Annotated in this window: 20 protein-coding genes; 10 read left to right on the forward strand and 10 right to left on the reverse strand. The window is 71.8% G+C overall.

Going from position 1 to position 21,367, the window contains the following annotated elements; all coding sequences use genetic code 11:
* Positions 1 to 133: 133 nt before the first annotated feature.
* The 4 genes from AB0M67_RS01175 to AB0M67_RS01190 all read right to left on the reverse strand — a co-directional run bounded on the left by AB0M67_RS01175 (position 134) and on the right by AB0M67_RS01190 (position 4,661).
* On the reverse strand, positions 134 to 1,417 hold the full coding sequence (locus tag AB0M67_RS01175) for a glycosyl hydrolase (protein ID WP_365741247.1): 1,284 nt from the start codon (positions 1,415 to 1,417) through the stop codon (positions 134 to 136).
* A 96-nt stretch (positions 1,418 to 1,513) separates the two neighbouring features.
* Complete coding sequence (locus AB0M67_RS01180; protein WP_365741249.1) at positions 1,514 to 2,374, reverse strand: carbohydrate ABC transporter permease; 861 nt, start codon at positions 2,372 to 2,374, stop codon at positions 1,514 to 1,516.
* Entirely contained in the window at positions 2,371 to 3,351 is a 981-nt protein-coding gene (locus AB0M67_RS01185; protein ID WP_365741251.1) for a sugar ABC transporter permease, read from the reverse strand. Before AB0M67_RS01185 ends, AB0M67_RS01180 begins: the two co-directional genes overlap by 4 nt.
* Before the next feature lie 17 nt (positions 3,352 to 3,368).
* The gene (locus AB0M67_RS01190; RefSeq protein WP_365741253.1) at positions 3,369 to 4,661 is read right to left on the reverse strand and encodes a sugar ABC transporter substrate-binding protein; all 1,293 of its coding nucleotides are present in this window, start codon (positions 4,659 to 4,661) and stop codon (positions 3,369 to 3,371) included.
* Positions 4,662 to 5,092: 431 nt separating this feature from the next.
* Between AB0M67_RS01190 and AB0M67_RS01195 the strand changes: the two genes are divergently transcribed.
* From AB0M67_RS01195 to AB0M67_RS01215, 5 genes are all read left to right on the forward strand, one after another.
* Entirely contained in the window at positions 5,093 to 6,109 is a 1,017-nt protein-coding gene (locus tag AB0M67_RS01195) for a LacI family DNA-binding transcriptional regulator (RefSeq protein ID WP_365741255.1), read from the forward strand.
* Positions 6,110 to 6,174: 65 nt separating this feature from the next.
* Positions 6,175 to 6,924: an FCD domain-containing protein gene (locus AB0M67_RS01200; protein ID WP_365741257.1), complete on the forward strand. Its 750-nt coding sequence runs from the start codon at positions 6,175 to 6,177 to the stop codon at positions 6,922 to 6,924.
* Positions 6,921 to 7,694 carry a creatininase family protein gene (locus tag AB0M67_RS01205; protein WP_365741259.1) on the forward strand — a complete coding sequence of 258 codons (774 nt, stop codon included), beginning with the start codon at positions 6,921 to 6,923 and terminating at the stop codon, positions 7,692 to 7,694. Before AB0M67_RS01200 ends, AB0M67_RS01205 begins: the two co-directional genes overlap by 4 nt.
* A gap of 327 nt (positions 7,695 to 8,021) precedes the next feature.
* Positions 8,022 to 8,993: a ferulic acid esterase gene (locus AB0M67_RS01210; RefSeq protein WP_365741261.1), complete on the forward strand. Its 972-nt coding sequence runs from the start codon at positions 8,022 to 8,024 to the stop codon at positions 8,991 to 8,993.
* Positions 8,994 to 9,051: 58 nt separating this feature from the next.
* Complete coding sequence (locus tag AB0M67_RS01215) at positions 9,052 to 10,644, forward strand: AbgT family transporter (protein ID WP_365741263.1); 1,593 nt, start codon at positions 9,052 to 9,054, stop codon at positions 10,642 to 10,644.
* 75 nt (positions 10,645 to 10,719) lie between these two features.
* On the opposite strand, the gene AB0M67_RS01220 is transcribed toward AB0M67_RS01215, so the two are convergent.
* Positions 10,720 to 10,941, reverse strand: coding sequence for a hypothetical protein (locus tag AB0M67_RS01220; protein ID WP_249947624.1), 222 nt, complete (start codon positions 10,939 to 10,941; stop codon positions 10,720 to 10,722).
* A gap of 190 nt (positions 10,942 to 11,131) precedes the next feature.
* Here AB0M67_RS01220 and AB0M67_RS01225 point away from each other — a divergent pair, with 190 nt between their 5' ends.
* Positions 11,132 to 12,463 carry a sulfite oxidase gene (locus AB0M67_RS01225; RefSeq protein WP_365741266.1) on the forward strand — a complete coding sequence of 444 codons (1,332 nt, stop codon included), beginning with the start codon at positions 11,132 to 11,134 and terminating at the stop codon, positions 12,461 to 12,463.
* Between the two features lie 84 nt (positions 12,464 to 12,547).
* On the opposite strand, the gene AB0M67_RS01230 is transcribed toward AB0M67_RS01225, so the two are convergent.
* From AB0M67_RS01230 to AB0M67_RS01245, 4 genes are all read right to left on the reverse strand, one after another.
* Positions 12,548 to 12,790, reverse strand: coding sequence for a hypothetical protein (locus AB0M67_RS01230; RefSeq protein ID WP_365741268.1), 243 nt, complete (start codon positions 12,788 to 12,790; stop codon positions 12,548 to 12,550).
* 96 nt (positions 12,791 to 12,886) lie between these two features.
* Positions 12,887 to 13,270 carry a hypothetical protein gene (locus AB0M67_RS01235; protein WP_365741270.1) on the reverse strand — a complete coding sequence of 128 codons (384 nt, stop codon included), beginning with the start codon at positions 13,268 to 13,270 and terminating at the stop codon, positions 12,887 to 12,889.
* 91 nt (positions 13,271 to 13,361) lie between these two features.
* Positions 13,362 to 15,590, reverse strand: a complete 2,229-nt coding sequence (locus tag AB0M67_RS01240; protein WP_365741272.1) for a phage holin family protein — start codon at positions 15,588 to 15,590, stop codon at positions 13,362 to 13,364.
* A 132-nt stretch (positions 15,591 to 15,722) separates the two neighbouring features.
* Entirely contained in the window at positions 15,723 to 16,127 is a 405-nt protein-coding gene (locus tag AB0M67_RS01245) for a hypothetical protein (RefSeq protein ID WP_365741274.1), read from the reverse strand.
* A 201-nt stretch (positions 16,128 to 16,328) separates the two neighbouring features.
* On the opposite strand from AB0M67_RS01245, the gene AB0M67_RS01250 reads away from it, so the two are divergent.
* A complete protein-coding gene (locus tag AB0M67_RS01250; RefSeq protein ID WP_365741276.1) occupies positions 16,329 to 17,120 on the forward strand; it encodes an MBL fold metallo-hydrolase in 792 nt (263 codons plus the stop codon).
* Positions 17,120 to 17,785: a VTT domain-containing protein gene (locus AB0M67_RS01255; protein ID WP_365741824.1), complete on the forward strand. Its 666-nt coding sequence runs from the start codon at positions 17,120 to 17,122 to the stop codon at positions 17,783 to 17,785. The genes AB0M67_RS01250 and AB0M67_RS01255 overlap by 1 nt, the downstream gene beginning before the upstream one ends.
* 37 nt (positions 17,786 to 17,822) lie before the next feature.
* Here the strand turns inward: AB0M67_RS01255 and AB0M67_RS01260 are convergent, their stop codons facing one another.
* The gene (locus AB0M67_RS01260) at positions 17,823 to 19,040 is read right to left on the reverse strand and encodes an aminotransferase class I/II-fold pyridoxal phosphate-dependent enzyme (RefSeq protein WP_365741278.1); all 1,218 of its coding nucleotides are present in this window, start codon (positions 19,038 to 19,040) and stop codon (positions 17,823 to 17,825) included.
* 151 nt (positions 19,041 to 19,191) lie between these two features.
* Here AB0M67_RS01260 and AB0M67_RS01265 point away from each other — a divergent pair, with 151 nt between their 5' ends.
* The gene (locus AB0M67_RS01265) at positions 19,192 to 20,700 is read left to right on the forward strand and encodes a phosphatase PAP2 family protein (protein ID WP_365741281.1); all 1,509 of its coding nucleotides are present in this window, start codon (positions 19,192 to 19,194) and stop codon (positions 20,698 to 20,700) included.
* 106 nt (positions 20,701 to 20,806) lie between these two features.
* The gene (locus AB0M67_RS01270) at positions 20,807 to 21,346 is read left to right on the forward strand and encodes a GNAT family N-acetyltransferase (RefSeq protein WP_365741283.1); all 540 of its coding nucleotides are present in this window, start codon (positions 20,807 to 20,809) and stop codon (positions 21,344 to 21,346) included.
* Positions 21,347 to 21,367: the final 21 nt, after the last annotated feature.

The raw sequence follows: 21,367 nt of genomic DNA on the forward strand, positions 1-21,367 counted from the left end.
GCTCCTGAGATGCGTATGGGTGCGGGTTACCGGTAGGGATCAGGACTACTCGTACACGGGTCGGGGGATCCGGGCCATGGGTTTCAGGGCCTGTCCGTCTCCCCTGGCACCGGACTCACCTGACTCGTCCGGCTCACCGGACCTGGTCCGGGTGGACGACCTCGGTGATACCGCGGGCGGCCAGATGCTCCCTGTCCTCGGCGCGGCTCGCGAGGACGGCGGTGGGACGGGCGCCGGCCTCGGTGAGCCGTGCGAAGGCCTCGAAGAACGCGCCGCCGGGACGGCAGGTGCTCCGGGCGGGCGCCCGCTCACCGTCCCCGGTCGGGTAGTCCGCGGTCTCGTCGTCCCCGATGTCGACCACCAGCGCGGTGGTGCGGGGCGCCGGGCGGTACGTTCTGCCGCGCCACTCCTCGACGATCCGGGCGATGGACTCCCCGGCCGGCTTGACCTTCCGGTCGTTCGTCAGCAGACCGAGGCTGTATTCCAGTTCGGGGAAGTCGGCGAGCGAGCGCGACACATCGTGCGAGCACCACCAGGTGACGCCCCAGACATCGGGGCAGTCCAGCGCGTTGGCCACGGTCGCCTCGGTGAAGGCGGCGGCGTGCTCGGCCGGGATCAGCGGCGCCGGGGCGCCGACCTCCTGGAGCCAGACGGGCCGGTGCGGTTCCAGCGCCCATGCCTTGGACAGCTCGATCAGATAGGCGGCGTGGTGCTCGGTGGCGGTGCCCGTCCTGCCGTGCCGCTGCGCGGTGCCGTTGAAGACCCAGGAGTGTACGGCGGTGACGGCGCCGATCCTGGCCGCGTGCGCGGGGGTGAAGGCGTGCTCGTCCTGATACCAGGCGGCGTCGTACTCGGCGTGCAGATGGAGCTTGCCGGGCGCCCCTTCCTCGCAGGCGTCCAGCAGCCGCCGGAGCCAGTCGGCGGCCTGCGCGGGGGTGATGGGGTCGGGATCGGGGTGCGGCGGCCCGGAGAACTGGTTGATCTCGTTGCCGATGGTCATGCCGAGGAAGTTCGGCCGGTCGGCGAGGGCGGCGGCGAGCGTACGGAGATACTCGGCCTGCCCGGCGACGACATCGTTGTCAGTGAAGATGTTCCGCCGGTGCCAGGTCTGGGTCCAGGCGGGCAGGAAGTCGAAGCTCGACAAGTGCCCCTGGAGTCCGTCGACATTGACGTCCAGACCGCGTTCGGCGGCGGCGTCGGCGAGCTGGACGAGCTGCTCGACGGCGCGGGGCCTGATCAGCGTCCGGTTGGGCTGGAAGAGCGGCCAGAGCGGGAAGACCCGGATGTGGTCAAGGCCGAGTCCCGCGATCGAGTCGAGGTCGGCGCGTACCTCGTCGAGATCGAAGTCCAGCCAGTGATGGAACCAGCCCTGGCTGGGCGTGTAGTTGGCGCCGAAGCGGGGCGCGGGAGTGCTCATACTGGCAACGATGTCCTGGTTCTGTGGTGCGTTGGACAGCGGGCGGGGGGTGCGAGGAGTACGGGCGGGGGGTACGGGATCCATGGGCCGGGCCGGTCAGCCCTTGACGGCGCCTTCGCCGACGCCTCGGAAGAAGTAACGCTGGAGACAGGCGAAGAGCACGATGAGCGGTACGACGGCGATGACCGTACCGGCCGCGACCAGCCGTGGGTCCTGGGCGAAGGTGCCGTGCAGATAGTTCAGTCCGATGGTCAGGGTGAAGTTCTCCGGGTCGCTGAGGACGATCAGCGGCCAGAGGAAGTCGTCCCAGGCGCCCATGAAGGCGAAGATCGCCACCACCGCGAGGGTGCCCTTGACCGACGGCAGCGCGATCCGCAGGAACCGCTGCCAGACGTTGGCCCCGTCGACGAAGGCCGCTTCCTCCACCTCTTGCGGGAGGTTGAGGAAGGCGTTGCGCATCAGCAGGACGTTCATCGCGCCGATCGATCCGGGCAGCAACACCCCGAGCAGGGTGTTGTTCAGACCGAGATCACGCATGGTGGTGAACTGGGCGATGATGATGCCCTCGACGGGCACGAGCATGGCGAGGATGAACGCCAGGGTCGCGGCGCGGCGGCCCCGGTAGCGCATCCGGGCCAGCGCGTAGCCGGCCAGCGCGGCGCCGACGCAGTTGGTGATCACATTGGCGGAGGCGACCTTGAGCGAGTTGAACGCGTAGTCCCAGACGGGGATGATCTCGGCGACCCGGCCGAAGTTGTCCAGGGTGGGGTCGCTCGGGAAGAACTTCGGCGGGGAGCTGTAGATGTCCTCGTGCATGCCCTTGAGCGAGGTGGACAGCTGCCACACGAACGGCCCGATCAGCACGACCAGCATCACGAGCAGCAGGGCGTACCGCAGCGCGAGCTGCCAGGGCGCGATACGCCGGCCGTCGGCGTCGATGGTCTTCGGGAAGCTCACGCGTCCTCCTTGCGGTCGGCGCGGAGCACCAGCAGCATCAGGGCGACGGTGACGACGAAGACCACCACGGAGATGGCGGAGGCGTAGCCGACCCGGCCGCTCAGTCCGGTCCCGACGCGCTGGACGAGCATCACCAGTGTGGTGTCCTCGCCGGCGGGACCACCGCTGGGCCCGGCCATCAGATAGACCTCGGAGAACACCTTGAAGGCGGCGACCGAGGACAGCGCGCCGACGAGGACCATGGTGGAACGGACCGCCGGTACGGTGACGGTGACGAAGCGGCGGATGGCGCCCGCCCCGTCCACGGCGGCGGCCTCGTGCAGCTCACGCGGTACGTTGGCCAGCGCGGCCAGGTAAATGATCATGTAGTAGCCGAGGCCCTTCCAGACCGTGACGGCCATCGCGCTGAACAGCAGCAGCCACTGGTCGCTGAGGAAGCCGATCCTGCCGACCCCCACCGCTTCGAGCACCGCGTTGATCAGCCCCCGGTCGTCCAGCATCCACACCCAGATCAGCCCGACCACCACGATCGAGGCGACCACGGGGGTGTAGAAGGCGGAGCGGAAGAAGGTGATGCCGGGGATGTTGCGCTGGACGAGCATGGCGAGCAGCAACGGCAGGATGATCAGCGCCGGGACGACCCCGACGACATAGAGCGCGCTGTTGCGCAGGCCGATCCAGAACATCTCGTCCTGGATCAGTTCCCGGAAGTTGGCCAGCCCCACGAACTCGCCGGGGACCAGGGTCCGCCGGTCGGTGAAGGAGTTGACCAGCGTGCTGAGGAACGGATAGAGGCTGAAGGCGCCGACGATCAGCAGTCCCGGCGCGGCGAACAGCCAGGGACTGGAGGGCAGTTGGCGTCTGATGGCGGTCGCGGGGCCGCGGCGGGGCCCACGGCCGGAGCCGGAGCTCCGGTGCGTGGGCCCCGCCGCGGCGGCGTCCGGAGGGAGCGCCCTGGGGGCGGTGGTGCTCTTCATGGTGCGGGGCTCGGCTCTCAGCTCTGCTTGAGCAGGGTGTCGCAGGCCTCGACCGCGCGGTCGAGCGCCTCCTGGGGGCTCTGCTTGCCCTGGAGCGCCTTGGCGACCTGATTGCGCAGCTCGGTCTTCATCTGCTCGCTGAACAGGACGGGCGTGTAATTGACTGCCGTCTTCAGGGACTTGGCGGCGGCGACGCGTACGCGCGTCTCGTCGGTGCCGTCCTCCTTGGTGAAGTACGGGTCGTCCAGGGAGCCCTTGGTGCTCGGGAAGATGGCGACCTGCTTGGCGAAGGACATCTGGCGGGTCGCGTCGGTCACGAAGTGGGCGAACGCCACGGCGGCGGGCTTCTGCTGGGTCTTCGCGTTCACCATGACGCCCATGACGTACATGTTGACCTTGCCGGTGCTGGTGACCTGGTCGGTGATCCCGATGTTCTTGTAGAGCGTCGGGGCCTTGGTCTTGAAGTTCTCCAGGTCCAGCGCGCTGCCCGGGTTCATGGCCACGGACTCGGTGAGGAACTTGGTTCCGGAGGACTCGGGCGTGGCGGTCAGCGCCTGCGGGTCGAGCGCCTTCTTGTCGAACAGCTCCTTGTAGCGGGTGAGCATTTCCACCCCCTTGGCGTCGTTGAAGGCGAAGCCGGTGCCTTCCTTGTTCATCAGCTGGACGCCGTAGCGGCCGAAGTCCTCGATGGTGGGCACCTGCGCGAGCGTGGCTATCTCGCCGTCGCTCTGCTCGGCCAGCTTGAGCCCCTGGTCGAAGACCTCGTCGTAGGTCGTCGGCGGCTTCTCGGGGTCGAGTCCGGCCTCCTCGAAGAGCCGCTTGTTGTAGAACATCGGGCCGGTGTTGAGGTACCAGGGGAAGCCGAACGTGCCGTCCATGCCCGGGAGCTGGTGGCTCTGCCACGCGCCCGGCAGATACTCGTCGCGGAACGAGGCCGCCGTCTCGTCCTTGTCGAGGTCGAGCGCGAGCCCGGCCTTCGCCAGCGGGGCCACCAGGTCCGGCGAGACATTGACGACGTCCGGCAGCGTGCCGCCGGCGGCGTCGGCGCTCAGCTTGTCGGCGTAGCCCTCGGCCGGCCGGTCGACCCACTTCACCTCGGTGTCGGGGTACTTCTTCTCGAAGTCCTTGATGACTCCGTTGAAGTAGTCCTTGAAGTTGGCCTGGAGGTTCCAGGTCTGGAAGGTGATCTTGCCCTTGACGGGGCCCGAGGCGTCGGAGGAATCGTCACCCGAACCGCCGCTGCAGGCGCTGAGTGGCAGTACGGAAGCGAGAACAGCGGCGACAGCGACTGCTCTTCGGGAGATGCGCACGGAGAACGGCTCCTTTGCTCGGACCAGGCGTGCGTACGGCCAGCCGGAGCTCCGGGCCACGGCTGTGAATTTCAACAGACCTTGCAATGTGTTGGCGTGAAAGTCAACACATTCGTGCGACAAAGACCCATCTTCCTGGTATCACAGCAGGTCAGAGCGGTCCTTTTGCTCTTCTTGCGGTATGCCACTAATGCGCTTTAGGATGCGAGGACTCAAGCGCATTAGTACGGGGTCCACATGGCTCGTCCGGTACGGCCGGAAGGCCTGCGATGCCCCCGTTGCACACCCGGGAGCGGGAGCGTGGAACGCGACCGGGAACGCCGGGGACGCGACGGGGAAGGCGAGAAGAGAGAGGCACACGGGTGGCAGCGAACCCGCCGTCGGACAGGGACACGCCCACGGCCAGACGTACTCCCCCGCGCCGTCCGACCATGAAGGACATCGCCCAGCGCGCCGGGGTGTCGGAGAGCGCGGTCTCCTTCGCGCTCAATGACCGCCCCGGGGTCTCCGAGGTGACCCGCGACCGGGTACGCCGGGTCGCCGAACAGCTGGGCTGGCGGCCCAGTACCGCCGCCCGCGCGCTGTCGGGCGAGGGCTCGGCGACGGTCGGCCTGGTGCTGGCCCGTCCGGCGGCGACCCTCGGTGTCGACTCGTTCTTCCTCCAGCTGATCTCCGGCATCCAGGAGATCCTGTCAGAACGTCAACTCGGCCTGCTTTTCCAGGTGGTGGAGGATGTGCACGCCGAGTGCGCGGTCTACCGGCGGTGGTGGGCCGAGCACCGCGTCGACGGCGTACTGGTCGTGGACCCCAGGACCGACGACCCCCGCCCCGATCTCCTGGACGAGCTGGGGCTCCCCGGTGTCGTCATCGGCGCGCTGCCCGCCGGCGACACGGGCCGCCACCCCGGTCTGTCACAGGTACGGGCCGATGACGCGGGCGCGATGGCCGCCATCGTGGGCCGGCTGCACGCGTTGGGGCACCGCCGCATCGTGCATATCGCGGGGCTGCCCTCACTCGCGCACACGGAGCGCCGTATCCGCTCGCTGCGGATCGAGGCCGACCGGCGCGGGCTGCCCGAGGCGCGCTCGCTGACCACGGACTACTCCGACACCCAGGGCGCGGCGGTGACCCGCCGGGTGCTGGAGGAGGACCGCCCGCCGACCGCCCTGATCTACGACAACGATGTGATGGCCGCGGCCGGGGCGGCGGTGACGGCCGGGCTCGGTCTCTCCGTACCCGGCGATGTCTCCGTCATCTCCTGGGAGGACTCGGCCCTGTGCCGGCTGGTGCGCCCCTGGCTCACCGCGCTCTCCCGCGACTCGGTGGCCTTCGGCCGGATCGCCGCGACGGAGCTGGCCGCGTTGCTCGACGGCGGCGGGGCCCGCACCGTACAAGTGCCGCTCCCCCGGCTGATCGAGCGGGAGAGCCTGGACCGGGCGCGGCCGTAACGCGTCGGAAATACATCGGCGCACGACCATTGACACCCGAAGAGATCAAGTGATCTATTCACTTCATGAGTCGCAGTGAACTGTCACTGTCCGAGCATCTGGCGGACAGCATCGTCGAGATCATCCGCACCGAACGGCTGGTCCCCGGGGACGCCCTGGCGTCCTCGCGTGACCTCGCCCGCCGGTTCGACGTCACCACGCCCACGGTCCGCGAGGCCCTGCGCAGACTTGAGGCCACGGGCGTGGTGGAGTTCCGGCACGGCTCGGGGACCTATGTGGGGCCGGGCAGCGAGCGCCGGCTGCTCGCCAACCCGCATCTGCCGCACGGCAGTCGCCAGTCGGTGCTCGAACTCGTCGAGGCGCGACTGGTCCTGGAACCCGCCATCGCGGCCGCGGCGGCACGTACCCGAGTGCCTGAGGCGGTGGAGCGGTTGCGGACCGCGTCGGCCAACGCGCTGCATCCGCCGCGCGAGTCGCCGGGGGCCTGGGTGCACTTCCATGTGGCGCTGGCCGCCGCGAGCGGCAACGCGCTGCTGCGCGAGGCCGTCGAGGCGCTGCTCCAGGTCAGGGCGCGGGAGCAGGTCGAGATCCGGCATCGCTACAACGACCGCGCCCGGGACCACGCGGAGCATGTGGAGATCTTCGAGGCGGTACGGGACGGGGACGCGGCCACGGCCGAGCGGCTGACCAGGGAACATCTGGGCTTCATCCGCGAGGCGGTCCTCGCCGCCGACTTCCCGGACACCGGGACGGCCCACACCGACGCGGCGACCACGGAAGACGGCGCCGCGACCGATCTGGAGAGCCACCGATGAACGCCGCCCGGCCACCGCGACTCGCCGAGATGACCACCGAGGAGGCGGCCACCGCCGTCACCGCGAGCCCCGTGGTGATCATCCCGGCCGGCGCGTTCGAACAGCACGGTCCGGCGATGCCGTTGGCCACGGACACGATCCGGGCCGAGGGTGTGGCCGAGCGCGTGGCCGCCGCACTGGCCGGCCGCGCGGTGATCGGTCCCGCGCTGCCGGTCGGGGTCTCACCGCACCATCTCGCCTTCGCCGGAACGGTCACGCTCACCACCACGACCCTGGCCGCCGTGGTGCGCGAGTACGTCGAGAGCCTGTACCGGCACGGCTGGCGGAAGGTGCTCGTCATCACCGGCCACGGCGGCAACAACGCCACCCTGTCCACGGTGGCGCAGGATCTGCTCACCACCCACCCCGATCTCCAGTTCGCCTGGACCCCCGTCACCCCGCTCGCGGCCGATGTCGTGTCCGGGATGGGGGTCAGCGAGGTGCACGGTCACAGCGGCGAGGCCGAGACCGCGCAGATGCTCCATCTCGCGCCCGAACTGGTGCACACCGACCGGCTCACCGCCGGTACGACCTCCACCGCCCAACTCGACCCGCTCTCCCGGCTCTCGCGGCACGGCGCCCACCCCGCGCTCGTGGTGCGCTACGACCGGCTCAGCCCCAATGGCATCCTCGGTGACCCGCGCCGGGCGACCACCGAGGACGGACAGGCGGTCGTCGACGCCGTTGTGGTCCGTGTGGTCGCCTTCGTCAAGGAGTGGCTGGACGCCTGAACCGGGCGCCCGCGCCCGCCACTTCCCCGCAGCCGGCACCACGCCGCCCGCGCCACCGTAACGGCGCGCGTGGTGCCGTAGGCAGCACCCCGCCCGCACCGCCGGGTCCGTCACCACACCCCTCGCGTACCGCCCCGCGCCTGAGCGCTCCCCATCGGCCCTCACGCCGCGCGCGGTACGTGTCGCACAGCGCACCCCGGGTGTCACCACACCTCAGGTGCCATGCGTCGCGCGTCCGAGCCGCGACCCCCGCCCCGCCGCACGGGGCACCCCTGCCGAAATCCAGTGAGCCGTCCGCCCCGAGGCGTCCGGCAGAAGGAGCCTGTCATGAATTCCCTCCAGCGGATGGCGACCGCCGCCGTGGGCCTCGTCCTGTGCCTCACGGCGACCGGCGCGACGACCGGGACCGCGACCGCCGCCCCCGGTCCGCGCGGCGCGTCCAAGGCCGCCTGCCGGCTGCCCGCCCCGCAGCCGGCCGGCACCAGCGCGGCGCACACGATCAGCAGCGACGGCCGGGAGCGGACGTATCAGCTCCATCTCCCGGACGGCTACGCGAAGAAGCGTGACTGGCCGGTCGTCCTCGCCTTCCACGGCCGGGGCAACACCGGTGCGGGGACCGAGGAGTTCTCCAAGCTCTCCACCCTGCCGGCCGTCGTGGTCTACCCCAACGGGGTCATCGGCACCGGTGACGGCGACCGCCAGGCGTGGCAGGGCGCGCCGTACGCGGCGGCGGGGGTGGACGACGTCCGGTTCACCGAAGACCTCCTCGACCGGCTGGAGTCCACCCTCTGTGTGGACGAGCGGCGGGTGTACGCCACCGGGAAGTCCAACGGGGCGGGGTTCGTCTCCACCCTGCTCGCCTGCCGCATGGCGGACCGGATCGCCGCCATCGCGCCCGTCGCCGCAGCCCTCTATCCCACCGGTGAGCCGTGTGAGCCGTCCCGTCCGGTGCCCCTCATCGATTTCCACGGCACGGGTGACGTCACCATCCCGTACACCGGGGACGCCGACCGCGGACTCCCCGCCATCCAGGACTGGGTGGCGCAGTGGGCCGAGCGCAACGGCTGCGACGCGCGCGCCCGTGACCGGGTGACCGAGCCCGACATCACCGTCTCCCACTGGCGCGGCTGCGACCGCGGTGCCGAGGTACGGCATGTCGCGGTCACCGACGGCGGACACACCTGGCCCGGCGCCGACAGCTACAGCGGCGGCGGCTACACCACCCGGACCATCGAGGCGCACGAGGTCATGTGGCAGTTCCTGCGCCCGTTCCGTACCCCCGCGTCCCCCCGTCACTGAGACCCGCCCCGCCCCCCGTCCCCGCTGATCGCAGGAACCGAGCAAGGAGCCCGCTCCCATGACCACGCCGACACCCGCACCACCAGGCAGACCCTCCCCACCACCCGACGCGAGCCGCGGAGGGTCCGACGACGGGACCCGACTCCCGCGCGTCGTCCGCGCGATGGCCGTCATCGAACGGGCGGGCAACGCACTGCCGCACCCGTTCTGGCTGTTCTGGATCCTCTCCGGCCTGCTCGCGGTCATCAGCGCGATCCTGGCCGCCGCCGATGTCTCCGTCGTCTCCCCCAGCGACCACAAGACCGTCACGGTGCAGAACCTGCTCAGCGGTGACGGGCTCGCCATGGCCGTCTCGACGATGATCGAGAACTTCGCGACCTTCCCGCCGATGGCCACCATCGTCGTGGTGATCATGGGTGTCGCCGTGGCCGAGCGCACCGGCTTCCTCGCGGCGCTGATGCGGGTCGGCGTCTCGCGGGTACCCGCCTCCTGGGTGGTGTTCGCCGTCGCCTTCGCCGGCACGGTCTCCCATGTCGCCTCGGCCGCCGCGTACATCATCCTCGTACCGCTGGGCGGGCTGGCCTTCCGGGCCGTCGGGCGCTCCCCGATCCTCGGCATCGTCGTCGCGTACACCTCCATCGCCTCGGGGTACGACGCGAGCCCGGTCCCCACGCCCAACGACGCCATCTTCGCCGGGATCACCACCGCCGCGGCGCGGATCGTGGGCGGTGACGACGCGTATGTGTCGCCGCTGAGCAACTGGTTCTTCAATATCGCCTCGTCGCTGCTGCTGGCCCTCGTCATCACGCTGGTGACGAAGTTCGTCCTGAGCAGGCGGCCCGATCTCGACGCGGATCCCGACGCCGATCTGGAGGACCTGGGCACGCTCACCCTCAGCGCGCGGGAACGCTCGGCGCTGCGCGCGGCCGTACTCGCCCTGCTGGCGGCGCTCGTGGTGCTCGTCGCCGTCATGGTGCCCCCGTCGTCACCGCTGCGTGGTGAGGGCGGCAGCATCGTGGAGTCGCCGTTCCTGGACGGCATCGCGGCGGTCGTCGCGCTGGTCTTCGGGCTGGTGGGCATCGTGTACGGATACCGCTCGGGCTCGGTCACATCGGCCGGTGACGTACCGAGGCTGATGGGCCGGGGCATCATGCAGATGGCGCCGGTGCTGGTGCTGTTCTTCGCGATCGCCCAGTTCCTGGCGTACTTCGACTGGACGCATATCGGCGATGTCCTCGCGGTCAGGGCGGCGGAGGCGCTGGAGCAGAGCGGGATGCCGATCGTCCTGGTGTTTCTGCTGATCCTCGTCCTGCTGACGCTGGTCAATGTCATGGTGACCAGCGGGTCGGCGATGTGGGCGATGTGCGCGCCCGTTCTGGTGCCGATGCTGATGCTGGTGAGCGTGCCGGCCGAGACGACCCAGGCGCTGTTCCGGATCGCCGACTCGGGGTCGACCGCCATCACCCCGATGAGCCCGTACTTCGTGATGGCGCTGGGCTTCCTCCAGCGCTACCGCAAGAGCGCGGGGATCGGCACGCTGGCCTCGTACACGCTGCCGCTGGCCCTGGCCATGACGGTCGCGTGGACCCTGCTCTTCCTCGTCTGGTGGGCGGTGGGCATTCCGCTCGGCCCGGGGGCTCCGGTCCGCTAGGACGTGTGGCCGGGCGGGGAGGGTGCCGGTGGCCCTCCCCGCCCGGCGGCCGTGCCGTGGGCCGACGGCGGCGGGTCAGTCCCAGCGGTAGCCGTCGCCCAACAGGAGCGTGTGCTCCAGCACATCCTCCATCGGGTCGTCGATCTGGCCGGTGTTGATCAGTGTGAACCGCGACCCGTTGTGCGAGTTGTGATGTGTCTCGTCCGCGCTCGCCGCGCCCACGGGTACCCCCGTCACCACCGCCGTCGCCGCGATGCCGACCGCCCATCGGGAGATGGTCCTCGTCGTGCCGTTCATCGTTGGCTCCTCACCCTCGTATCCCTCGAACAGCGGTACCTTCCATCCCGTTCATCTGTTGAGCGGGTCAAAAGGTCACGCCGTTCATCGGAGAATCTTCCGGCCCCGTGGAAAAGGCGGTTATTGCGACGGGATGAAATACCTCGCGCCGTGGTTGACGCGGCATTTGGGCCACTGCGACTCTCCCGGCATGTCCGTGGCACCCGTTCCTCCGGCCGAATCCACCGAATCCACCGAATCCGACGAATCCGCGTACGACCGCGTGCGGCTGCGCCAGTGGCGGCGCGGTCTCGCCCGCTCCGCCGGGGTCGAACGCAGAGATCTGTTGCGGCTGTTCGCGACGGCCGCTGCCGCGGGACCGCTCGCCGCGGCGGCGCCGGGCATGGCGCGGGCCGCCTCGCGGGCGCCCGCGAGCCCTGCGGCGCCCGCGGCCCCCGGCGCGGCTCCCGGCATCGTGAAGCCGCTGCCGTCCGAGGTGTTCACCATCCGGGGCACCAACGCCGAGACCAATTTCGCGGCGCTGCGCGGCACCGGACCGCACACGCCCGCGAGCCACTTCTTCGTCCGTAACCACACCGTCACACCCCGGATCGACGCCGCCGACTGGACATTGAGGATCTGGGGGAACGGACTGCGCGGCGGCGCGGTGGACTTCGGCTACGACGATCTGCGCGCGCTCCCGTCCGTGACCCGTACGGCGTTCATCGAGTGCGCGGGCAACGGTCGCAGTTACTACGCCACCCAGCAGAACCAGCAGGTGTCCGGTACGGCCTGGACGCTGGGCGCCATCGGGGTCGGACAGTGGCGCGGGGTGCGGCTCGCCGAGGTGCTGCGCCGCGCGGATCTGAGCCCCGACGCCGTCGACATCCTGCCGCGCGGCCTGGACGACGAGGTCATCAGCGAGGGAACGAATCTGGGCCGGGTACGCCGGCCGCTGCCGGTGGCGAAGGCGCTGGACGACGTACTGCTCGCGTACGAACTGAACGGCGAGCCGCTGCCGCCCGACCACGGGTATCCGGTCCGGCTGATCGTCCCGTCCTGGGTGGGCATCGCGAACATCAAGTGGCTCGGTGACATCGAGGTGAGCGCCGAGCCGTTGTACAGCCCCTGGAACACCACCCTCTACCGGTTGTTCGGCGCCGGCTATCCGCCCGAGGGCAGTGCGCCGCTGACCCGGCAGATCCTCAAGAGCGCCTTCGAACTGGCGGACGGCGCCACTGTCACCGCCCATCGGCCGCGCGTGCTGACCGGGCGGTCCTGGTCGGGCGGAGCGCCGGTACGGTCGGTGGAGATCAGTACCGACGGCGGGGCACGCTGGAGGCGGGCGCGTCTGCACGACACGCCCCGGCGCGGCAGTTGGGTCCGCTGGTCCGCCGAGTGGACACCGGGCGGTCCGGGCCCCGCCGTGCTGCTGGCGCGCGCGACGGACAGTTCGGGTCACGTCCAACCCGAGGTGGCTGTCCACAACACGCAGGGGTATCTGTTCGACGCGGTGGTACGCCACCGCGTGACCGTCATCTGACGGAGAGCGTGCCGGGAGCGCCGGACGGCCGGCCGCGCGCGGGCGGCCGGCCGTCGTCAACAGCGCACGAGGGCGCGGGAGATGTTACTGAACGGTACCCCGCTCACCTCGTTCCTCGTCCTTGGCACGTCGGCCGACCGGACGCCGGTCGAGGGAACGCCGCTCGGCGAGGCGCCGGTCGGCGGTGGCGATGGGTTCGGAGTCCCACCCGGAGTCGTCCGAGCCACCGCTCGGACTCGGGGCGCGGCGACGGAGGTTCGACGCGTCGGAGCGCGCGGCCTCGGCGCGGATCATGGCGTTGAGCGCGGCGAAGGGGTCAAGCGGCATGGCTGTGTCCTCACGGTGAGAAGGTGCTGATGAAAGCGACTGCTGTGGTCCGAGAGGCACTTCAGGGCCCCGCGAGGCACTGAAGGGCCGGACCTGTCAGCAGCGCAGCACCACACAGCGCGTGATGACCGGAGTGCGCGGCGGCCAGACCGGGACGCACCGTCCGACGTAGGGAACCGGTGCCCGCTCACCGAACAGTCCGCTCTGGGTCAGGGGCGGTTGGGGCTCCCTGCCCGTCCGCTCGTTCCTCACCGGGGCGGACTGCTCGGACTCGGCGGTGTCCTGGTGTCCCTCGCCCGCCGGGTCCCGGGAACCGGACGCGGGCGGCAGGGACTCGGCGTCCCGCATCGCCGCCGAGGACGGCGCGATCGACATGCCCAGGAAGGCGATCAGCACCAGCACCGCCACCAGGGCGGCCCGGCGCGCGGCGGCGGCGCGGGCAGCCGCGGCGCGGGTGGGAACGGACGTGGCACGCTTCATGGGCACGACCTCCTGGACAACGCACCTCTGCCCAGAAACACACGCCCGCCGTCCTGCTACCGGCGGAAACCGCTCACACGGGGGACGCGACCTACGCCGGGTCCCGCTCCTCCTCGGCGGTTCGTGCCTCGTCGGAGCGCGCTTTCGCCACGGAGAGGGACACCGTTCCCAGCGGCACCTGCGGTCCGCTGCCCTCCCTCAGCCACCGTCTGAGGACCTGGTGCACCCGCTCGGCGCCCACGAGTTCACCGCTGTCGGGGACCGGCGCGGAGAGCACGAGCGGTGACAGCAGGAAGGCCCGCGACTGCTCGCCGCCGAGCCCGCCGTGCGAGCCGATCTGTTCCTCGAAGGCGTGCACGCGGCCCGTCGCCGGGTCGTACATCGAGTTGACCATGATGTCCGCGACATGCGGGAAGGAGTCCGTGCGCCGTACGGCGTCGGCCGCGCCGGGACCCAGGCCGGCCAGCGGACCGCTGTCGTCGAGTGCGTCGACCGGCACCTCCGCCCCGCCGGGGCCGAGCACCACCGATCCGTGTTCCTCGCTCCGTACCAGCAGGAAGCCGATCCCCGGATGGCTGGCGAGGGTCCGCAGCAGCGCGGGATGGCGCCGGTCGATCTGCTCGCGGCTCATCCGCTCCGGCACATCGGGGAACGAGATCAGGCCGAGGTTCCCGGACGCGAGCACGACCGGGTCGGAGCCGTGCGCGGGTTCCTCGCCCGCGCCTTCGGGCTCCGGCCGGTGCAGCGCGCCGCGGACGGCGTGCCTGGCCGCCTCGCGCGCCTCCGCGCCGCTCTTCGTACGCTCGGCCCGGCGGGACACGGGCAGTCCGCAGCCGGCCCTGACCAGGTCCCTGAGGGTGAGTCCGTACGCGCTCTCGAAGGTCTCGCCTGGGCTCTGACCGTGGTCGGAGAGCAGCACGATCCGGTACGTACGGGGTGCGTGCTCGGCGGCCCTGGCGATCAGTCCGACCGAGCGGTCGAGCCGGGCGAGGACCCGCTCGGCGTCCCGGCTGTGCGGTCCCGAGTGGTGGGCCACCTCGTCGTACGCGACGAGGTCGGCGTAGACGGCGGTGCGTCCGGCCAGCATGTCGCCGATCACGGCCGTGACCACCACATCACGCTCGACGACGGTCGCGAAGGCCCGGATGAACGGATAGAGCCCGCCCCTGCCGACCCGCGGCAGGTCGCCGCGCAGCCGCGCGCGGGTCGACTCACCGATCTCGCGGCCGACGTCGGCGACGAACGAGACCGCGGTACGGACGGCGTTGGCGGGGTCGGAGAAGTAGGCGAAGTAGCCGGCGCGGGAGCGGTTGGCCCTGCCGCGTCGCGCGGCGATCGACAGCACCAGCGCGAGCTGGTCGGCACCGCCGCTGAAGAGATTGCCGCGGCTGGCGCCGTCGAGGGTGAGCAGGCCCCCGTCGTTGGTGCGGTCGATGGCGCGGCGCTGGAGTTCGGCGGCGCTGGCGGGCCGGTTGCTGACCATGATCCGGCCGGTGTCCTTCTCGTACCAGCGGAAGGCGGGGACATCGTGGTTGGAGCCGTGCAGGATGCCGAGCTGGCTGGCGCCCGTCTGGCTGGACCAGTCGGTGCGCCAGGGCGTGAGCCGGTGGGTCGGCCGCGGGCTCCCGGCCAGGCTGTCCGCCATGCCGTCCAGCGCGACGGCGGCCAGGGCGCGTGCCGGGCCGTCAGGCGTACCGCGGCCGTCGTCCTGGGCCGGTGGCGGCACGCCCAGCCAGTCGGCGACATGCGGCATCACTCCGGCGGCGACCGCGTCCAGCAGCACCTGGTGCCCGACCCCGTCGAGTTGGAGGAAGACCGTGCCGGGCGGTCCGCCGCGCCCGCCGTCCTCGCCGCTCCTGCGCCGTCGCCGGTCCGCGAGACGGGAGAGCCGGCGCCGGTAGGCGTCGTCGTCGCCGACCGCGAGCGCCGTCGAGGTCGCGGAGGCCACGGCGGACATCACGGCCGCGACCACCACGGCCGTCTCCGGATTGGCCGCCCCGCGCCCGTCGGGGATGAGCCGGAGCGCGATCAGCAGCAGCGAGCCGTTCAGGAAGAACACCAGCAGACCGAGGACCAGCGCGGGGACGAGCAGCAGGGCGCGTACGAGCAGGGGCCAGACCAACGCGCTGAGCAGCCCGAACGCGCCCGCGCCCCAGGCCGCGGCGAGCGCGATCCTGGTGATGCTGTCCTGGTTGTCCGACTGAAGCTTGAAGTCCGGCAGGATCCCGGCCAGCGCCAGCATCGTGAGCGTGGAAACCGCCCATACGATGATCACCCGCAGCAGGGCTCCGCCTGTCGTACGCCACCGCCCCTTGAACACGTCGCTCCGTCACCTCACGTCCAGGCCCGTACGCACTCACGGGCTCGGGCCTGTCCTTCGGATCAGGCCGTCGGCCCAGCCTCGCACAGAGCACCCCTGACTCACCCGGGGTACCGGAGGTCTCACGGTGGGTCAGCAGCCGTCGTACCCCGCCGTCGGCATCGAGAGCCTGCGGTGGACGTCGGCCTTCATGGCGGCGTCGTACAGCGGTTCGTCGAGTCCGACGGTCTCCAGCGGTACGCCCCGGCGCGCGCACTCCGCGGCGAAGGCGGGCACCGAGCTGAGTGCCCGTTCGAGTACGCGCTCGTTCGCCACGACGAAGAGATCCACCAGCCCCGCTTCGACATCCGTCCACAGTCCGCAGTGGTCGGCGCGCAGCCCGTACAGGAGCAGCAGCCGGCTGACGAGATACCCCTTGTCCTCGGCCCAGCGCGCGCACATCGTGTGCTGGCCACGGGTGTCCACGAGGAAGGGGTCGCTGTCCAGCTCCTCCAGCGGAGTCAGGCTGGCGATCACGGCCACTCGTACCTCACGCATGCCTGCCCCCGCTCCCCGGCACTCGTCTCCGTCCGCAGACCCTACTCGGCGCATGCCGCCGCAAGGCAGGCGCGTGCCCGGCGGTCAACGGCGCGCGACCAGCGCATCCGGCTCCGCCCGCACGGGTATCCGCCGTACGCTGAGTACGAGACGGGCCCGGGGCGGGAGCGCGGTCCATGGGCGGACGGAGCTGAGGTCGGGTTGGGAACTGTCATCACGTGGTGGGGCCATGCCACCTGCACGGTCGAGGACTCCGGGGTACGGGTGCTGACCGACCCGGTCTTCGTCCGCCGACTGGCCCATCTGCGCCGCCGGCGCGGTCCGGTACCGCCGCCCGAGGCGTCCGTCGCCGATGCCGTGCTCGTCTCGCATCTGCACTCCGACCATCTCCATCTGCGGTCGCTGGCCAGGCTCGCGCCCGGCACCCGGCTGATCGTGCCGCGCGGCGCCGAGCGGTCGGTGCCGGGGCTGCGCAGGCTGGACGCCCGCAGAAACCCCTCCGGGCTGCGGATCACCGAGGTCGAGCCGGGCGACGAGGTGGAGATCGGGGCGTTGCGGGTACGGGCCGTCCCCGCGCGCCACGACGGACGGCGGCTGCCGGTCGGACCGCACCGCTCCCCCGCTCTGGGCTTTGTGATCAGCGGCGCCGCACGGACGTACTTCGCCGGGGACACCGGACTCTTCGACGACATGGCGGACGCCGTGGGCCCGGTGGATGTGGCCCTGCTGCCGGTGGGCGGCTGGGGGCCGCATCTGGGGCCCGAGCATCTGGACGCCTGCCGGGCGGCGCGGGCGCTGGCCGATCTGGCGCCGAGCGCGGCGGTACCGGTGCATTTCGGTACGTACTGGCCGATCGGTCTGGACGGGGTCCGTCCCCATGAGTTCTACGCGCCGGGCGACGAGTTCGTACGGCACGCGGCGCGGCTCGCGCCGAAGGTCACCGTCCATCTGCTGCGGCACGGCGAGAGCGCCCGGCCGGAGGCCGGCCTGTGATCGACCGGCTCATCACCCAGCTCTCGGAGCTGCCACCCGAGTCGACGCAGCAGGCCGTCGGCTATCCGTCCGTCTTTCTGCTGGTGGCGCTGGGCGCGCTGGTGCCGGTGGTACCGACGGGGGCGGTGGTCAGTTCGGCGGCGGTGGTGGCCTTCCACCAGACCGCGCCGCTCGCCATGGTCTATGTCTTCCTGGTGGCGTCGTGCGCCGCCTTCCTCGGTGACATATCCCTCTACTGGCTGGGGCGGCGCGGTGTCGGCTCCAGGAACGGGTCGCGCTGGCTGGCGGCGATACGCAGACACGCCCCGCCCGACCGGCTCGAACAGGCGCAGACGAAGCTGCGCGAGCACGGGGTGACGGTGCTGGTGCTCTCCCGGCTGGTGCCCGCCGGGCGGATCCCGGTGATGCTGGCCTGTCTGCTCGCGGAGTGGCCGCTGCGCCGGTTCGCGCGGGGCGATGTGCCGGCCTGTCTGGCCTGGGCGGCGACGTACCAGCTGATCGGGGTGCTCGGCGGCTCGCTCTTCGACGAGGCGTGGGAGGGGGTGCTCGCCGCGGTGGTGCTGACGCTGCTGCTCAGCGGCGCCCCGGCGCTCTGGCGCAGACTGCGCGGGCCGGGCCGGCCGGAGAGCCCGGAGAGCCCGGACTCGGAGGGCAGGCCGACCTAGGGATCCGAGCCGGCCCGGCCCGCTCGTCCGGGTCCGCTCAGCGCAGTTCGTCGAAGACCGCCGCGAAATGCTCCAGCGCCCGTACGACATGCGGCAGTTCCAGTGGCGCTGTCGCGGTGAGGGACTTCAGCCGCTGTTCCGGGGTCACCCCGAGCAGGGGTCCCGTCGACAGCCGTACGCGCAGCGCCCCCAGTTCGTCCCCGAACCGGTGGCCGCCCGGTACGGGGACCTCCAGACGCCGGCTCAGATGGTTCTCCAGCTCCATGGAGTCGGTGACGCCCAGCCCGGCCAGCTGTCCGCGCAGCGGTCCGAGGTCGGCGTAGAGATGCCGGCCCGCCCGTGGCACCACGGCGAGGGCCCCGGAGGCGAGCACCACATGGTGGGCGGCGGCGGCCAGCCGCCCGTGCAACGCGGCGGTGGCCCGCGTCCTGGCCGTGACGGCGTCCGGCTCGTCGAGCGCGTGGGCGGCGGCAGCGGCGACGGGTCCCGCGACCAGCGCGCCGAGCGCGGTGAGGATATCGAGCGTCCTGGCGCGCAGCGCGGTTCCGGCCCCGGTGGCCGGGTAGCGGGCGACGGCCATCGGCCAGGCGGCCGGGAGCAGCGCGCCCGCCAGGTCGGAGAGGACGACGACCTCGTCGGGCCACATCTCGGCCGGGCTGAGCAGCACCGTCTCGTGCGGCCGGTGCAGCGTGTCGCGCCAGGTCTCGTCGCTGACGATATGCAGTCCCTCGCCGACCGCGGCCTCACAGGCCTCGCGGACCAGTTCCGGCGGGGCGACCGCCGCGGTCGGGTCGTCGGCGACGGAGAGCAGCAGCACCCGTGGCCGGCCGCCCTCGGCCCGTACCCGCCGTACCGTCTCCAGCAGGGCGAACGGATCGGGTACGCCGCCCGCGTCCGCCGCGGCCGGCACATGGTAGGCGGGCCGGGCCAGCAGCCGGGTCTGTGGCGTCCAGGAAGCGGGGCACGGCCGGGGCATCAGGACGTCCCCGTCGTACGCCGCGAGCAGCGCGAACAGCAGGGGCTGCGCGGCGGGCGCGGCGACCACGTCATGGGGAAGGGTGCGCAGGCCGCGCCGCGACCAGTAGCCGGCCGCCGCCTCCCGCAGGACCGCGTCACCGCCGGGCGGCTGCGGCGCGGTGTGCCCGGCCGCCCCCGCGCACTCGACGACCAGCTCGGGCAGCGCGGGCAGCCCCGCGTCGGGGGCGGGCGGGCCGAACCGTACGGAGCCCCGGCCCTCGGGAGCCGTCCGCCGCATACCGCCACACCTCCCGCAGTCGCCGTCCGCCCGGGTCTCTTGTTCTGACCCTTTATACGGAGGTTTGACACACATTGCCCTCCGGAGTCCGTTCGGCCAGCTTCCCCGGGCGGTCTGCTTGGGGCGACCGCTCGCGGGGTACCCGCGTTCCATGTCAGAGACCTCTGCGAGCTACGGTCAGGCCACCCCGGGCACCCGTGCCCGGATCACGGCGCTGCTCGACACCTGGGACGAGCGGGTCTTCCGCTCCGTCGCCGACCGGCGCTGGCCCGGCGCGGACCCCGTACTGCCCCGGCTGAGCCGGTCCGCCAACCACGGACTGCTCTGGTTCGGCGCCGCCGCGGGCATCGCCGTGCTGGGGCGCGGGGCGCGCTCGCGCCGGGCGGCCCTGCGGGGCGCGGCGTCGCTGGCGCTCGCCTCGGCGGCCATCAACACCGTGGGGAAGCGGGCGGTACGCCGGCAGCGGCCCCTGCTCGATGTCGTCCCGGTGATACGGCGGCTGAAGCACCAGCCGTTCACCACCTCCTTCCCGTCCGGGCACGCGGCCTCGGCCGCCGCCTTCGCGACCGGGGTCGCGCTGGAGTCGAAGGGCTGGGGCGCCGTCGTGGCTCCGGTGGCCGCCGCCGTGGCCCTCTCCCGCGTCTACACGGGCGTGCACTATCCGAGCGATGTGCTGGTGGGCGCCGCGCTCGGGGTGGGGGCGGCCCTCGCGGTACGCGGGGTCGTACCGACCCGTTCCCAACTGCCCTCACCGGGACGTCCGTACGCCGAGGCCCCCGAACTGCCCGGCGGGCGCGGACTGGTGGTCGTGGTCAACCTCGCCTCCGGATCGTCGGACACCGCCGCACTGGTCCGGGACGCGCTGCCGGCCGCGGATGTCGTGGAGTGCGCTCCGGAGGAGGTGGACACGGAGCTGGCGAAGGCGGCGGACCGCTGTGTGGCCCTCGGTGTCCTCGGCGGCGACGGGACGGTCAACCGGGCGGCGTCGTGCGCCGTACGGCACGGGCTGCCGCTGGCCGTCTTCCCCGGTGGCACGCTCAATCACTTCGCGTACGACCTGGGCATCGAGAGCGTCCAGGACACCTGCCGGGCGCTGACGGCGGGTGACGCCGTACGGGTCGACCTGGGGCGTTTCACCCCCGGGCCCGGCGGGGCGACGGCGGGGCACTTCCTCAACACCTTCAGCCTGGGCGTCTATCCGGAGCTGGTACGGGTGCGGGAGCGCTGGGCGCCGCGCGTCGGCGACTGGCCCGCCGGGATCCTGGCCGCGCTGAAGGTGCTGCGGGGTGAGCACCAGTTGGAAGCCGAGTTCGAGGGCAGGCAGCGGGCGCTGTGGCTGCTGTTCGCGGGGAACGGCATCTACCAGCCGATGGGACCGACCCCCGGCCACCGGCTCGATCTGGCCGACGGGCTGCTGGACGTACGGATCGTGCACGGCGGCCGGGCCCCGGGGCTCCGGCTGCTCGCCGCCGCGCTCGCCGGTCCGCTGAGCCGTTCTCCGGTGCACGCCGCGGAGCGGATGCGGCGGGTCAGGATCGCCCGGATCGCACCGGGTACGCCGCTCGCGTTCGACGGTGAAGTGGCCGAGGCCCCGGCGGAATTGACTCTGGACAAGGCGGAGGAGGCGCTGACGGTCTACCGGCCGAAGGCGCTGCTGTAGGCCGCTGCTCCAGGCGCGGCCGTGGGGCTGGACGGGTACGTCCGAAGTCCCGTCCGCCCGGGAATCCCGGTGGACGGGCGGGAACGGCACGGCCGAGGATCGCGCCATGGACACGCACTACTTCCTGGAGACCCCGCGGCTGCGGCTGCGTCCGCTCACCGAGGACGACCTCGACCGGGTGGTCGCTCTCGACAACGACCCCGGCGTACGCCGGTTCATCGACGGCGGTCGGCCGGTCTCGCCCGACACGGTACGGGCCGAGACGCTGCCGCGGCTCCTCGGGCGGGGATTCTGGGCCGCGGAGGAGAGCGCCACGGGTACCTGGCTGGGGTGGTTCTGTCTGGAGCCGGAGAGCGAACAGGGCTGGCGGGTCGTCGAGTTGGGATACCGGCTGCGCCGGGCGGCCTGGGGCCGGGGGTACGCCACCGAGGGGGCCCGCGCCCTGGTCCGCGCGGCGTTCACCGACCTCGGCACGGAGCGGGTGACCGCGCAGACCATGACGGTCAACAAAGCCTCGCGGCGCGTACTGGAGAAGGCGGGACTGACCTACGTCCGTACGTTCTTCGAGGAGTGGCCCGAGACGATCGAGGGGTCGGAACAGGGCGATGTGGCATATGAGCTCACCCGGGAGGCATGGAAAGGTTAGGCTCGCCTAACAAACCTGGGA

Origin of the sequence: Streptomyces sp. NPDC051662, assembly GCF_040681655.1 — a bacterium.
In the GTDB taxonomy this organism is placed as follows: Bacteria; Actinomycetota; Actinomycetes; order Streptomycetales; family Streptomycetaceae; genus Streptomyces.

What these genes read in the sequence shown, in the direction of transcription:
- AB0M67_RS01230 (WP_365741268.1), bottom strand. Translation starts at nt 12,790, where the DNA reads ATGCCGCTTGACCCCTTCGCCGCGCTCAACGCCATGATCCGCGCCGAG.
- AB0M67_RS01210 (WP_365741261.1), top strand. Translation starts at nt 8,022, where the DNA reads ATGAATTCCCTCCAGCGGATGGCGACCGCCGCCGTGGGCCTCGTCCTG.
- AB0M67_RS01205 (WP_365741259.1), top strand. Translation starts at nt 6,921, where the DNA reads ATGAACGCCGCCCGGCCACCGCGACTCGCCGAGATGACCACCGAGGAG.
- AB0M67_RS01260 (WP_365741278.1), bottom strand. Translation starts at nt 19,040, where the DNA reads ATGCGGCGGACGGCTCCCGAGGGCCGGGGCTCCGTACGGTTCGGCCCG.
- AB0M67_RS01270 (WP_365741283.1), top strand. Translation starts at nt 20,807, where the DNA reads ATGGACACGCACTACTTCCTGGAGACCCCGCGGCTGCGGCTGCGTCCG.
- AB0M67_RS01195 (WP_365741255.1), top strand. Translation starts at nt 5,093, where the DNA reads ATGAAGGACATCGCCCAGCGCGCCGGGGTGTCGGAGAGCGCGGTCTCC.
- AB0M67_RS01265 (WP_365741281.1), top strand. Translation starts at nt 19,192, where the DNA reads ATGTCAGAGACCTCTGCGAGCTACGGTCAGGCCACCCCGGGCACCCGT.
- AB0M67_RS01185 (WP_365741251.1), bottom strand. Translation starts at nt 3,351, where the DNA reads ATGAAGAGCACCACCGCCCCCAGGGCGCTCCCTCCGGACGCCGCCGCG.
- AB0M67_RS01175 (WP_365741247.1), bottom strand. Translation starts at nt 1,417, where the DNA reads ATGAGCACTCCCGCGCCCCGCTTCGGCGCCAACTACACGCCCAGCCAG.
- AB0M67_RS01200 (WP_365741257.1), top strand. Translation starts at nt 6,175, where the DNA reads ATGAGTCGCAGTGAACTGTCACTGTCCGAGCATCTGGCGGACAGCATC.
- AB0M67_RS01245 (WP_365741274.1), bottom strand. Translation starts at nt 16,127, where the DNA reads ATGCGTGAGGTACGAGTGGCCGTGATCGCCAGCCTGACTCCGCTGGAG.
- AB0M67_RS01215 (WP_365741263.1), top strand. Translation starts at nt 9,052, where the DNA reads ATGACCACGCCGACACCCGCACCACCAGGCAGACCCTCCCCACCACCC.
- AB0M67_RS01220 (WP_249947624.1), bottom strand. Translation starts at nt 10,941, where the DNA reads ATGAACGGCACGACGAGGACCATCTCCCGATGGGCGGTCGGCATCGCG.
- AB0M67_RS01225 (WP_365741266.1), top strand. Translation starts at nt 11,132, where the DNA reads ATGTCCGTGGCACCCGTTCCTCCGGCCGAATCCACCGAATCCACCGAA.
- AB0M67_RS01235 (WP_365741270.1), bottom strand. Translation starts at nt 13,270, where the DNA reads ATGAAGCGTGCCACGTCCGTTCCCACCCGCGCCGCGGCTGCCCGCGCC.